11 protein-coding genes and 1 pseudogene are annotated in these 12,468 nt (G+C 32.0%); 9 read left to right on the forward strand and 3 right to left on the reverse strand.

What is annotated here, in order from left to right:
- Positions 1 to 7: 7 nt before the first annotated feature.
- The 8 genes from rfbD (at position 8) to ACE01U_RS11940 (ending at position 7,442) form a co-directional block, all read left to right on the forward strand.
- Positions 8 to 916, forward strand: coding sequence for a dTDP-4-dehydrorhamnose reductase (gene rfbD, locus ACE01U_RS11905; protein ID WP_348927536.1), 909 nt, complete (start codon positions 8 to 10; stop codon positions 914 to 916).
- Positions 913 to 1,803, forward strand: a complete 891-nt coding sequence (rfbA, locus tag ACE01U_RS11910) for a glucose-1-phosphate thymidylyltransferase RfbA (protein ID WP_348927539.1) — start codon at positions 913 to 915, stop codon at positions 1,801 to 1,803. The genes rfbD and rfbA overlap by 4 nt, the downstream gene beginning before the upstream one ends.
- Before the next feature lie 68 nt (positions 1,804 to 1,871).
- Entirely contained in the window at positions 1,872 to 2,435 is a 564-nt protein-coding gene (rfbC, locus tag ACE01U_RS11915; RefSeq protein ID WP_348927542.1) for a dTDP-4-dehydrorhamnose 3,5-epimerase, read from the forward strand.
- 15 nt (positions 2,436 to 2,450) lie between these two features.
- The gene (locus tag ACE01U_RS11920) at positions 2,451 to 3,683 is read left to right on the forward strand and encodes a flippase (RefSeq protein WP_348927545.1); all 1,233 of its coding nucleotides are present in this window, start codon (positions 2,451 to 2,453) and stop codon (positions 3,681 to 3,683) included.
- 7 nt (positions 3,684 to 3,690) lie between these two features.
- A complete protein-coding gene (locus ACE01U_RS11925) occupies positions 3,691 to 4,302 on the forward strand; it encodes an acyltransferase (protein WP_348927547.1) in 612 nt (203 codons plus the stop codon).
- A 17-nt stretch (positions 4,303 to 4,319) separates the two neighbouring features.
- The gene (locus ACE01U_RS11930; RefSeq protein ID WP_348927550.1) at positions 4,320 to 5,453 is read left to right on the forward strand and encodes an NAD-dependent epimerase/dehydratase family protein; all 1,134 of its coding nucleotides are present in this window, start codon (positions 4,320 to 4,322) and stop codon (positions 5,451 to 5,453) included.
- Entirely contained in the window at positions 5,450 to 6,334 is an 885-nt protein-coding gene (locus ACE01U_RS11935; protein ID WP_336149816.1) for a glycosyltransferase family 2 protein, read from the forward strand. Before ACE01U_RS11930 ends, ACE01U_RS11935 begins: the two co-directional genes overlap by 4 nt.
- A 40-nt stretch (positions 6,335 to 6,374) precedes the next feature.
- Positions 6,375 to 7,442 (forward strand): acyltransferase family protein, encoded by a 1,068-nt coding sequence (locus ACE01U_RS11940; protein ID WP_395579553.1) that lies wholly within the window; start codon positions 6,375 to 6,377, stop codon positions 7,440 to 7,442.
- A 525-nt stretch (positions 7,443 to 7,967) separates the two neighbouring features.
- Here the strand turns inward: ACE01U_RS11940 and ACE01U_RS11945 are convergent.
- The 3 genes and pseudogenes from ACE01U_RS11945 to ACE01U_RS11955 all read right to left on the reverse strand — a co-directional run bounded on the left by ACE01U_RS11945 (position 7,968) and on the right by ACE01U_RS11955 (position 11,165).
- Positions 7,968 to 8,891, reverse strand: a pseudogene (locus ACE01U_RS11945) (IS5 family transposase).
- A gap of 109 nt (positions 8,892 to 9,000) precedes the next feature.
- The gene (locus tag ACE01U_RS11950) at positions 9,001 to 10,170 is read right to left on the reverse strand and encodes an O-antigen ligase family protein (RefSeq protein WP_004988756.1); all 1,170 of its coding nucleotides are present in this window, start codon (positions 10,168 to 10,170) and stop codon (positions 9,001 to 9,003) included.
- A 5-nt stretch (positions 10,171 to 10,175) separates the two neighbouring features.
- Positions 10,176 to 11,165 (reverse strand): glycosyltransferase family 4 protein, encoded by a 990-nt coding sequence (locus tag ACE01U_RS11955; RefSeq protein ID WP_279697361.1) that lies wholly within the window; start codon positions 11,163 to 11,165, stop codon positions 10,176 to 10,178.
- Positions 11,166 to 11,295: 130 nt separating this feature from the next.
- Between ACE01U_RS11955 and ACE01U_RS11960 the strand changes: the two genes are divergently transcribed.
- Positions 11,296 to 12,447, forward strand: a complete 1,152-nt coding sequence (locus tag ACE01U_RS11960) for a glycosyltransferase family 4 protein (protein ID WP_004684251.1) — start codon at positions 11,296 to 11,298, stop codon at positions 12,445 to 12,447.
- The last annotated feature ends 21 nt before the right edge of the window (positions 12,448 to 12,468 follow it).

Below are 12,468 nucleotides of genomic sequence, written 5' to 3' on the forward strand. Positions count from 1 at the left end.
TGAAACTATGAAAATACTGTTGCTTGGAAAAAATGGTCAAGTTGGGTGGGAGTTGCAACGCGCACTCCAACCGCTTGGTGAAGTGGTTACACTTGATCGTAATATGTCATCTGAGGGCTTCAGTGGCAATGTTGCAGACTTCGCTGCCATTTCTGATGTGTTTGATAAAATTAATCCAGATATCGTCGTGAATGCCACTGCATATACTGCGGTTGATAAAGCCGAATCTGATCAGCAACAGGCACAGCTTATCAATGCGCAAGCAGTGAAGCATTTGGCTAGTGAGTGCAAAAAGCATCATGCACTGTTGATTCATTACTCGACTGACTATGTTTTTAGTGGAGATGGTATTGCTCCATGGAATGAAGATGATCAAACCGCACCAGTGAATTACTATGGCCTCACCAAACGTGAAGGCGAGTTAGCACTTGAACAGAGCAATGTTCGGTTTTTAAACTTTCGTACCTGCTGGGTATATGCCGCACGAGGCAATAACTTTATAAAAACCATGCTCAAACTGGCTCAGACCAAAGAAGAACTGAGTATTATTCATGATCAGGTTGGGGTGCCTACAGGCGCAGCACTGATTGCTGATGTTACGGCTCAAGCGATTCGCTATTACACCTTACAATCTGAAACTGAAAAACAAAATCTGCATGGTCATTATCATTTGGCGCCAAAAGGTGAAACTACATGGCATGATTACGCTCAATTTGTTTTTGCACATGCACGACATGCAGGACAAGTTTTAGCTTTAAATAAAGTAAATCCAATTGAAACATGGGCATACCCAACACCGGCAAAACGCCCGCTTAATTCACGTTTAAACACCAACAAGCTAGAACAAAATTTTAAATTGCATCTTCCTCACTGGCAGCAAGGTGTAACACAAGTATTAGAGGAACTTCTTACATGACTCAAACAAACCGTAAAGGGATTATTTTAGCGGGCGGCTCTGGCACACGCTTGTATCCAATTACCATGGGTACATCAAAACAGCTACTTCCAATTTATGACAAACCCATGATTTATTATCCACTGTCTGTACTTATGCTTGCAGGGATCAATGAAATTTTAATTATATCTACCCCAGAAGATGTACCAAACTTTGAAAAACTTTTAGGAACAGGTGAGGAGCTTGGAATCAAACTCTCTTACAAAGTTCAACCGTCTCCTGATGGGCTTGCTCAAGCATTTATTTTGGGCGAAGAATTTATTGGTCAAGATAATGTCACCCTAATTTTGGGTGATAATATTTTCTATGGTCAACATTTTAGTGAGCAGTTAAAGCGTGCTGCTGCTCAAAATAATGGTGCGACAGTATTTGGCTATTATGTAAATGATCCAGAGCGTTTTGGGGTGGTCGATTTTAATGCATCGGGTAAAGCTTTAAGTATCGAAGAAAAACCAGAGCACCCAAAATCGAATTATGCAGTGACGGGTTTGTATTTTTATGACAATTCAGTGATAGAAATTGCCAAAAATATTAAACCATCACATCGCGGGGAGCTTGAAATTACCGACGTAAATAATATTTATTTACAGCAACAAGCACTAAATGTAGAAGTACTTGGCCGAGGTTTTGCATGGCTAGATACAGGTACACATGATTCACTGATTGAAGCCAGTCAGTTTGTACAAACCATTGAGCATCGTCAGGGGCTAAAAGTTGCCAGTTTAGAAGAGATTTCTTTTAACAATGGCTGGATCGATTTAAACCAACTTAAAGCACGTGGTGAATTTTTTAAGAAAACTGGATATGGTCAGTATTTGTTGAAATTGCATCAAGAACACTCAAAATAAGTGTAATCAGGGCATTATGTAGATCTGCATGATGCCTCTTATATCAAGGTATACTGGACGTCATTATAATGAATATTGTTGAAACCAAAATCAAAGGTTTACTCATTTTAGAGCCGCGTGTGTTTGGTGATGACCGCGGCTGGTTTATGGAAAGTTTTAATCAAAAAAACTTTGAGCAGGCGCTTACTGAGCGTGACTTAGACGTTCCACAATTTGTACAAGACAATCACTCGTTTTCACAAAAAGGCGTATTGCGCGGTTTGCATTATCAGCTTAATCCTCATGCGCAAGGTAAACTGGTACGTGTGGTACAAGGCCGAGCGTGGGATGTAGCAGTAGATATCCGTGAAAACTCACCAACATTTGGGGAGTGGGTAGGAGTTGAGCTTACAGGTGAAAACCATAAGCAATTTTGGATTCCTGCTGGTTTTGCACATGGCTTTATTGCGCTTGAAGATAATACTCAGTTTTTATATAAGACCACGAATTACTACTCTAAGGAATGTGAAAGAAGTATTGTATGGAATGATCCAGATCTTGCGATTGAATGGCCAATAGATATTATTACCGAATTAAAACTTACTGAAAAAGATAAATTAGCTTCACCATTTAGATTAGCTGATCTATTTTAAAGGTAAGTCTTTATAATGAGTATTGCTAAAAACAGCTTCATTAATATGGCCGGGTATTTGGTTCCAGGGATATTATCAATACCTGTATTAGGATACATGGCCAGAGCAATGGGTGGAGATTTATTTGGTTTATTTACATTGATACTTTCTATTGTAGGATATGCAAGTATTTTTGATGTGGGTATTTCGAGATCAGTTATAAGAGAGGTTGCAATATATAGGCATGATAATGAAGAGGTTTTAAAAATACTTTCAACTTCGACAGTTGTGATGTTGTTTCTAGGATTATTTGCAGGAATTTTGATTGTCACTTTTAATAGTTATATCGTTGAGTTTCTAAATGTAAGTCCTTATGTTTCAAATGATTTTTATCTTTCATTAATAGTAATGTCAATTTCAATTCCATTTTTTCTTTTGGTTCAAGTATATTGTTCATTATTAGAAGGATATTTAGAGTTTTTAAAATTAAGTATATTTAAAACTATCTCAAGTAGTCTTATTGTTGTTATGCCAGCTATAATGCTACTTTGGAATATTAGTTTGTTTAACGCAGTGATAGGTCTACTTATCGCTCGAATTTTTTCATTTTTTCTAATAATTTTTTACTGTAAAGAATATATTACAAAAAAATCCTTAAAATTTTATAAATTAATTTTTTTTAGATTAATAAAGTTTGGTGGCTGGGTTGCTGTTAGTAATATCATTAGTCCTGTAATCTCGTATTTTGATAGATTTATCTTGTCTAACAAAATGGGAGCTAATGTAGTTGGGTTTTATACAGCACCATCTGAAGCAATATCAAGATTAAGCATACTGCCCGTTGCAGTTGCAAAAACTATTTTTCCTATGCTATCAAGAGGAGATGTTGATAAAAAAAATACTAAAAAAATATCATATTTTTTAATATGCATATCTAGTGTTCCATTGGGACTGATTTTTATTTATTTTGGACGAGAAATTATAACTCTATGGTTAGGTCAAGATTATGCAGAAAAATCAACTTTAGTTTTTCAGATATTAATGCTTGGATTTATTTTTAATGCAATAGCGCAGATACCTTTCACCAGTATTCAGGCAAAAGGAAAGGCTAAAGTTACAAGTTTGATACAGGTAGTTGAGTGTGTACCTTATATTTTTCTTCTTTTGTATCTAATTAACTTATATGGTCTAGTTGGCGTAGCTATCGCATGGACAACAAGAGTTTTTATTGATTTGTTGTTATTGATATTTTTCGATAGATTTGAGTAGATTAATTATGTCTGATACTTCAAATAAAGTTTTTAAATTTATAAATAGACTAAATTCTTTTTTTTATTTATTAAAAACACAATTATGGTATAAGATATTTTTTGAATTAATTGGTACTAATTCAAAAATATTTAAACCAATGATGATTATGAATCCTGGGAGAATTTCAATAGGAAATAATGTTCTGATTAGAGATTGTGCTAGATTAGAAATTATTGATAAAGGTCGGATATTAATTGGTGATAATGTTTCTATAGAACAAGGCTTTCATATAGTGTCTGCAAATAATATTGAAATAGGTAAGGATACAACAATATCATTTCATGTTATGATTGCTGATATAGAACACTCATATGAAGAAATTAATGTACATATATTAAAGCAAAATGATAAAACAGTTCAAACAACCATTGGTGAAAATTGTTTTATTGGTGCGGGTTCTTATATACAGCCTGGTACAATTTTAGGTAAACAGTGTATTGTCGGAACAAATTCTGTAGTTAGAGGTCATTATCCTGATTACTCAGTAATAGTTGGATCACCAGCTAAAATAGTAAAGCGTTATGATTTTATTCAAAATACATGGCGTAAAACTGATACTCATGGCAATTTTATATAATTTAAGTAGGATTTAATATGAAAGTTTTAATTACTGGCGGCGCTGGGTTTATTGGTTCAAATCTTGCTTTAAAATTAATAGACTTAGGGCATGAAATTACAATATTAGATAATTTGAATAAACAGATTCATGGTGATGATCCTGAAAAAACGTCTGAACTTTATCAATCTGTAAAAAATAAAGTGAAATTTATATATGGATCAGTTTGTGATGAGCAACGTTTAATTGAAGCTGTTAATGGTCAGGATGCTATCGTCCATCTGGCAGCAGAGACTGGCACTGGTCAATCGATGTATGAGGTAAAGAGATATGTAGATGTAAATATTGGCGGTACTGCTCTTTTATTAGATATATTGACAAATCAACAGCATACAATAAAAAAAGTAGTTGTTGCATCATCTCGAGCAATTTATGGTGAAGGTAAGTATTTATCTCATGAAACAGGAGTAGTTTATCCGGATTCCAGAAAACAGGAAAACTTAGAGAAAGGAATATATGATCCAATTTGTGAAGTTTCAGGTCAGCCATTAAATTTACTAGCAACAGATGAAGATTCAAAAATTCATCCATCTTCTATTTATGGAATAACGAAACAAAACCAAGAACAAATGGTTATGGTTTCATGTGCTGCTAATGGAATTGCTGCCTCAGCTTTAAGATACCAAAATGTATATGGACCAGGTCAATCACTAAAAAATCCGTATACTGGTATTTTATCTATTTTCTCGACTAGTATTTTAAATGGTAACAATATTAGTATATTCGAAGATGGTTTAGAAAGTAGAGACTTTGTTTATATAGATGACGTAGTAGATGCAACCATACTGGCACTTACCAAAGATACTGCAAATGGCGAAGTTTTTGGTATTGGATCTGGCATCCCTACATCAGTTAAAGAAGTGGCCGACAAGTTGATAAAAAGTTATGGAGCTGCAATCGAAGTTAAAATAACTGGGAATTATAGAATAGGTGATATTCGCCACAATTATGCGTGCCTGAAAAAATCAAAGCAATTACTAGGTTATGAGCCAAAAGTAAGCTTTGAACAAGGTATAACCAATTTTACTAATTGGGTTAAATCTCAAGAAATTGGGAATGATTTGTATCAACAATCTATTAATGAATTAAAATCACGAGGTCTATATAAATGAAGAAGATGGCATTAGTAACCGTTTTATATAGATCTGCGGATGTACTAGAACCTTTTATTCAAAGTTTGGTAAAACAGACCAATAAAGATTGGATACTTTATGTTGTCGATAATAATGAAGATAACTCTGATAAAGATGAGTTTTATAAATTAGCAAGTAAGCACGATTTTAAAAATTTTGAATTTATCTCAAATTATCGTAATTTAGGTATCTCAAAGGGAAATAATCAAGGCATTGAAAAAAGTTTAAATAATGAATTTGAATATACATTATTACTAAATAATGATATTTATTTTGATCAAAATACTCTTGAATTAGCTTTAAAATATTCACATGAGAATAATATAAATATTTTAGTTCCAAAAATTTACTATGCAGGGACGAATAAAATTTGGATGGCTGGAGGAACTATTTCAAAATTAAAAGGCACTACAATTCATCGCGGCGATACTCAAGAAGATCAAAAGCAATTCAATAAGATAGAAATTACTGAATATGCTCCGACATGTTTTATGCTAATTAATAATGAAGTTTTTAAAAAAATAGGATTAATGGACGAAAGATTTTTTGTTTATTATGATGATACTGATTTTGTTTTTAGATTAAATAAGGTGGGATATAAGATAATTTATTTCCCTGATATTTTAGTACATCATATGGTCAGTTTTTCAACTGGTGGGAGTGAAAGTATATTTACGATATATCAGGGTAATAAAAATAGAATAATATTTATTCGTAAAAATTTTAATATTTTAGAAAAATATTTTTCATTATCATTTTTTCTGCTAACACGTATAATTAAATATTTTAAATATAATTCTACGCAAAGACAAAAAATGATAGAAGCTATTCGTGATGGGTTTAAAATTAAGTTGAGATAAAAATGAATTATATTTTATTTTCTGTGGATATAAACATATCATGAATCATAAAGATAATTGCTTTGATGTAATGAGACATTTTGCAGCCCTACTTGTGCTATTTAGTCACAATTTTGTGGTGTTTGGATATGCTGAACCAACTTTTTTTAATATTCAGACGTTAGGTGGTTTTGCGGTAATTATATTTTTTTCAATTTCAGGTTTTTTGATTGCTAAAAGCTGCATATATTCTTCTTCTAATGTAAGTTATTTGAAAAAAAGAATTTATAGATTATTTCCAGGATTAATTTTTTGTTCTTTTTTATTAACCTATTTTTATTGTGGAATATGGGGACGACAAGAATTTTTAGGTTGGATTTCATCTTTTGAAGCCTTTAAAACTTTTATTTTTTATTCAACGACTGCTAGAAACGAATGGTTAATTTTATCTGAGTTTTTTCCATCTCTAGAGATTACTTCAAATTTTATCACTAATAGATTTGCTTATTATCCTCTACTAAATGGTCCACTATGGTCTTTACTCTACGAAATTTTTGACTATCTATTGTTGTTGATAGTTTTTTCTTTATTTTGTAATAAATTGAAGGTAAGTATAGCTATTGTTATATTATGCTTCTTAATACAATGTCTTTTATTTTTATTCGGTGCTCCAGAAAATCAAGTCTTTCAAAATAAATTTTTAAACTACTTTGCAAATGAATTTTTATATAAAATTTCATTACTTAGTATTCCTTTTTTTATGGGAGCAATTATCTATCTGAAAAATGATTATGTTTTTTCGAAAAAATTTTTTTTGATTCTAGCTTCAATCCTTTCTCTATCTATTTCCATAATTAATCCTAAGTTGATCATGTTCTATTCTTTAGGATTACCATTATTAATTATTATTTTTGGTTTAAGTTTCAAAGATAGATTTATAAAAGGTAGATTTGACTATTCTTATGGTATATACATTTATGCATGGCCAATCCAACAGTTTTTTTCAAATATATATAAAGTTGGCTTTTTTGAATCCTTTTTTATAGTTTTAATTTTTACTTTAATTTTCGCGTCTATATCATGGCATTTTGTGGAAAAACCATTCTTAAATTTTTCTAAAAAAAAATAACGATTTAATCAAGGATTTTATTTGAAGAATCAATCCAAATTTTTAGTAGTTAAATAATTTTGTTACAAAAGGAACTCTGTAGTGGCTTATTCAGCAGTATAATACTCAAGTCAATAGGCCTATACTTAAATCTATCGCACAATTAAAAGGTTCTTCTGCAATCGTGTATTGATGAATTGAGAAAATCTCTCGATGTGGGGTCAATGATATACACAGCAAAAAAGCAAACACAGACAAAAGCAAGTTTATTCTGATGTGGCTATTTAGTGTTTTCTTATATAATCAAATCACAATTTCGACTTTCTTTGCGTATTATCATTGGCTCTGTTCAGAGCCTTATTATGCTTTATAGACTAGGTTGTAAAGCTCTAAATATCAGTGATATTCTTACTCGACTATTTGTGGAAGAAAAAAGTCTATTGATATTCAAATTCGCTATCAAGAAAGTCGCGATGGTTTTCATTTACTTATAGACTTAACTTGACTGTGTTGCACAAACCTTTTAAAGGTTGATTTTACAAAATCTTACCAAATATAAGGCATAATTTGGATGTTAGGTGTGTATAACTTCTTAAATTTATTTAATACTGCCGCACGTATATAAATTCTCCTTTATTTAGTTTTGATAGTTCCTAACGCTGAGCTTATTGCCTAGTAATTTGATATATTGCATCTTGTTTTCAACCAAACTTCGGTGATGATAATCTGATCATTTTTTCCATAGCCTCCTGCCTAAACGTTTAATCTTTTTAAGTAGTTCATTTCGCTCTCGCGACTGAGCTTTTATATACTTCCAAGATTTTGCTTTTTTTCTTGACGGAATCACTGCATTTGCTTACCGATCTGCAATGAGCTGACGATATTTTTTTTATGTCATATACACGATCTGTATAAACGGAATCTATCTGCTCATCCAATGAGATTTGATTAAGTAAATCATCCAGTACTTATGAATCACTCTCATTATTCGTTATGAGTAGAATAACCCGTATTTGTAGAATTTTATTATCTATACTAATATGGAATATACGCCATCGACGACGATATTTAGGATGATTTTTCTTACGTTTAAATCTAAAAACTTTAAACTTATGGAATCGATAAATAGATTTAATCCTTTGCAACTCTTTTTCATAGCTAATTTGAATATCAATATACTTTTGTCTTCTGAAAATATTTGAATAATTTATCATCGTCCAATCTAGCGCACACAGTTTAATAAGACTTTAAACAAATTCCATGTTCATATTTAAAGAAAGACGAAATATAGATTTAATTATTAAACAGCATTACGTGACTGTATCAGATTAAGCTTGATTTCGTCCGTGCCTACCTTGTGATAGTGCATATTATTGAGTTTCAGAATCAAACCAGATTGAAATATTTACTCGCTTGATTATATGAGGAACAATTGGTTGTACGGTAGATTTTAGGTACAGGCTTCTCCATCTGAAAATTATATTGCTGAAGAAGCCTTTAAGAATAGATTTATGCAAAGAAGCCGTTTAATAGTAATTATAAAATCAATTTTTTCATATATCCTAATCATTAAGTATAGTTAGGTCTTAAGTTTCTTATTTATTTTAATTTGCCCAACAGCTAAACCTAGAAGCATCCAGTAATATGGCCGAAGGAAACTTGATTCTATCATCATAATTATCATAATAACTATTAAAGAACAAGTTATTACAGAATCACTTTTTTGAGAATTAACATTTTGTTTAATTATGTAGAAATGCCATAACAACCAAACAGCTAATGCTAACCATCCGCAGGTAGCTGCGATTTCTAAGTAAATATTAATTGGCGGATAACCTATAGGTGATAAATAGTCTGGAAGATATGAGAAATTAGAAAAATAATGATTAAGGCTATATTCATCCATCGTACCAATACCAACCCCCCAAAAATTTTGTAAAGCAATCTCGTTGGTTAGCTGCATTCGTGGCCATCTATTACCAGTTCTTTCAAGTAAAGAGGTTATAACATCACCAGAGTCTATGATATTTTGAAAAGTTTTTGAAATTAGATCATCTGAATTACTTATATAAAATTTGAATGCTTGATAGATAACTGAACCCAACAATGAAAATATTAATAAATTTCTTAATTTTCCTTTTTCAAATGCGAATAATATGATTGGTACCAAAAAGCAAATGATAATTAAATTAAAGCTTTTCGTGATAAATATTGCTAAAACTAGAAAAATTATATCTGAGTGAGATGTATATTTTTCATTGTTATCTGTATTGTTATTAATATACTTGCTAAAAATCATCACAATATAGGGAATTAATGCAATAGCAAAATAAGATGGCTCATAAAATAATACTTGAGCACGTTCTTGAATTCCTGAAAAGTATAAAAAACATCCTACTATTATTTGAAGCTTGTAGGCATCTCTTATTCCAATAATTGTTTCATATTTAGATTTTTGTATTAATTGAGAGTATACTATTAAAATTGAAAGATAATTTAAAAAAATCCAAAATATATATAACGAAGATTTTATAATATTTACTGTAAATAATAATGAAGGTATACATAATAAAGCGAATAAAAATACATATAATGTGTTTTTATCTATTGAGTTGTTTTTTATAAAAATCAATATCCCAACGAATAAAAGTGGAATTAAAGTAATTCTCAAACCTGAAAACTGAATGACATCAACACTTATTAATAATGTTATTAAGAAGCTAAATAGTTTTATACTATTAATTTTCATCTTATTTATCCAGAAACGTGAGAATTTTTTAATTCTTCAATTAATAGTAACTTACTTTTATTCCAGCAAAAAGAAGATGAAATATTAATATCACTGATTTGTAGATCATTAGAGGTTGCTTTCTCAATTGCTTTACTTATTTCTGTAATACTCAGAGGGTTAACTAAGATACAAGAATCATCACTTATTTCAGCTAATGAAGTTGTATTCGACGTAATTACAGGTGTTCCACATGCCATCGCTTCAATTACAGGAAGCCCAAAACCTTCATAAAGTGATGGAAAAAGTAGGCAGAGTGCGCCTTTGTAGGTAGATGCCAGTTCATCTTCACTTAATCGCCCGAGAAACTTAACTCGATCTTCAATTTGAAGCTCTTTCGCTGTATTTACTAATTGATCAGAAGGTTTACCCGAAAATAAAACATGGATATTTTTATCTATATTTGCCTGTGCAAAAGCTCTTAAAGCTCGGTCTTCATTTTTATGTAGCTTTCGATTACCCACTATAAAAATATACGGAAAACCCGGTAGGTAGGGCTGCACATCTTGATGAAAAGCACTCGATACACCGTTATACACTACTTTCACCTTATCTGGATTGATACCCGACCAGTCTACAATTCTGCCTTTTGAAAACTCAGAGACGGTAAATATCAGTGCAGCTTTTCTACATGCCCTCTTAAGAACAATGTTGTAATAGAGTTTCTTTAAAAAGGATGTATTGGCATCTACATCTATATGGTTGAGATCATGGATAGTAATTGCTGTTCGATGTAAAAAGAAAAAAGGTGCATTAAAACCAGGTGAAAAAAAGAAGTTTTTATTAAAAAACAAATATATAGTAAGCTTAATAACATCAAAAATTGATACAGGGTTGCCTTTTAATTTTATTGGCTGAAAGAAATCTTCGTCATAAACTTCTGTCGCAAAACGCCCGATACCATGCTCTCCAAACCAACGTGTATCGAAAATTACTTTATTTTGTTGATTTAACATACAATTTTATTAAACGAGATTTTAATTACCTCGAATTATAATGAAATCCTATCGGAATATAAATGGTATATACTTGCTAACTTCAAAAATTCAATTTTTTTACAAAATTATGGATGAGTAAGAACTTCCTATGATAACAGAACCAAAAACAGCTTTAGTTGCAGATTGGCTTGTCACCTATGCGGGTGCTGAGCGCGTAATGACTGAAATATTAAAAGTTTTCCCAAAATCAGATCTATTTGCTGTAATTGATTTTTTAAGCGATGAAAGTCGACAGCATTTTTTAGGTAAACACGCCCAAACAACATTTATTCAAAAATTTCCTAAAGCTGAAACAAAATACCGCAATTATCTTCCATTTATGCCTTTAGCCATTGAGCAGTTAGATGTCTCTGCCTACGATGTGATTTTATCGAGTAGCCATGCAGTAGCCAAAGGTGTGCTTACGGGGCCAGACCAACTGCACATTAGCTATGTTCACTCGCCTATACGCTATGCATGGGACTTACAGCATCAGTATTTACGTGAGTTGGGGCTCACCAAGGGCATAAAAGCCATTATTGTACGTTGGTTATTACACAAAATTCGGATGTGGGACTACCGCACCGCCAATGGGGTAGATCACTTTGTTGCAAACTCTAAATTTATTGCGCGTCGTATTCATAAGGTATATGGCCGCGATGCAGATGTGATTTATCCACCTGTAGATACAGATCGTTTTACACTACGTGAAAACAAAGATGATTTTTACTTTACCGCTTCACGTATGGTGCCTTATAAGAAAATTGATCTAATTGTTGAAGCTTTTTCTCATATGCCCAATAAAAAATTGGTCGTGATTGGAGATGGCCCAGATATGCAAAAAATCAAGTCTAAAGCGACATCTAATATCGAAATTTTAGGGTATCAACCGAACAGCGTGATGCAAGATCATATGCAGCGCGCTAAAGCCTTTGTATTTGCAGCGGAAGAAGATTTTGGTATTACACCTGTTGAGTCTCAAGCATGCGGTACACCCGTGATTGCTTTTGGTAAAGGTGGGGCACTTGAAACAGTGAATTGTGAGGTTGGATTGCATCCGACAGGAACTTTTTTTCAAAAGCAAGATGTCCCTAGCGTAATTACTGCGGTTGAGTATTTTGAAAAAAATGAGAATTTGTATTTACCAGAAAATTGTCGTACTAATGCTTTGAAATTTTCAAATCAGCGATTTGAGCAAGAGCTAGAAATTTATGTACATAGTAAATGGCAAATGAAGCAAGAGGAAATGAGCACTTTATAAAAATACGCCTAGCAGTTGCTA

It is taken from the genome of Acinetobacter halobius (genome assembly GCF_044130335.1).
In the GTDB taxonomy this organism is placed as follows: Bacteria; Pseudomonadota; Gammaproteobacteria; order Pseudomonadales; family Moraxellaceae; genus Acinetobacter.

Bases quoted from the DNA above. Each gene is read 5' to 3' on its own strand.
- rfbD (WP_348927536.1), top strand. From the start codon at position 8: ATGAAAATACTGTTGCTTGGAAAAAATGGTCAAGTTGGGTGGGAGTTG.
- rfbA (WP_348927539.1), top strand. From the start codon at position 913: ATGACTCAAACAAACCGTAAAGGGATTATTTTAGCGGGCGGCTCTGGC.
- rfbC (WP_348927542.1), top strand. From the start codon at position 1,872: ATGAATATTGTTGAAACCAAAATCAAAGGTTTACTCATTTTAGAGCCG.
- ACE01U_RS11920 (WP_348927545.1), top strand. From the start codon at position 2,451: ATGAGTATTGCTAAAAACAGCTTCATTAATATGGCCGGGTATTTGGTT.
- ACE01U_RS11925 (WP_348927547.1), top strand. From the start codon at position 3,691: ATGTCTGATACTTCAAATAAAGTTTTTAAATTTATAAATAGACTAAAT.
- ACE01U_RS11930 (WP_348927550.1), top strand. From the start codon at position 4,320: ATGAAAGTTTTAATTACTGGCGGCGCTGGGTTTATTGGTTCAAATCTT.
- ACE01U_RS11935 (WP_336149816.1), top strand. From the start codon at position 5,450: ATGAAGAAGATGGCATTAGTAACCGTTTTATATAGATCTGCGGATGTA.
- ACE01U_RS11940 (WP_395579553.1), top strand. From the start codon at position 6,375: ATGAATCATAAAGATAATTGCTTTGATGTAATGAGACATTTTGCAGCC.
- ACE01U_RS11950 (WP_004988756.1), bottom strand. From the start codon at position 10,170: ATGAAAATTAATAGTATAAAACTATTTAGCTTCTTAATAACATTATTA.
- ACE01U_RS11955 (WP_279697361.1), bottom strand. From the start codon at position 11,165: ATGTTAAATCAACAAAATAAAGTAATTTTCGATACACGTTGGTTTGGA.
- ACE01U_RS11960 (WP_004684251.1), top strand. From the start codon at position 11,296: ATGATAACAGAACCAAAAACAGCTTTAGTTGCAGATTGGCTTGTCACC.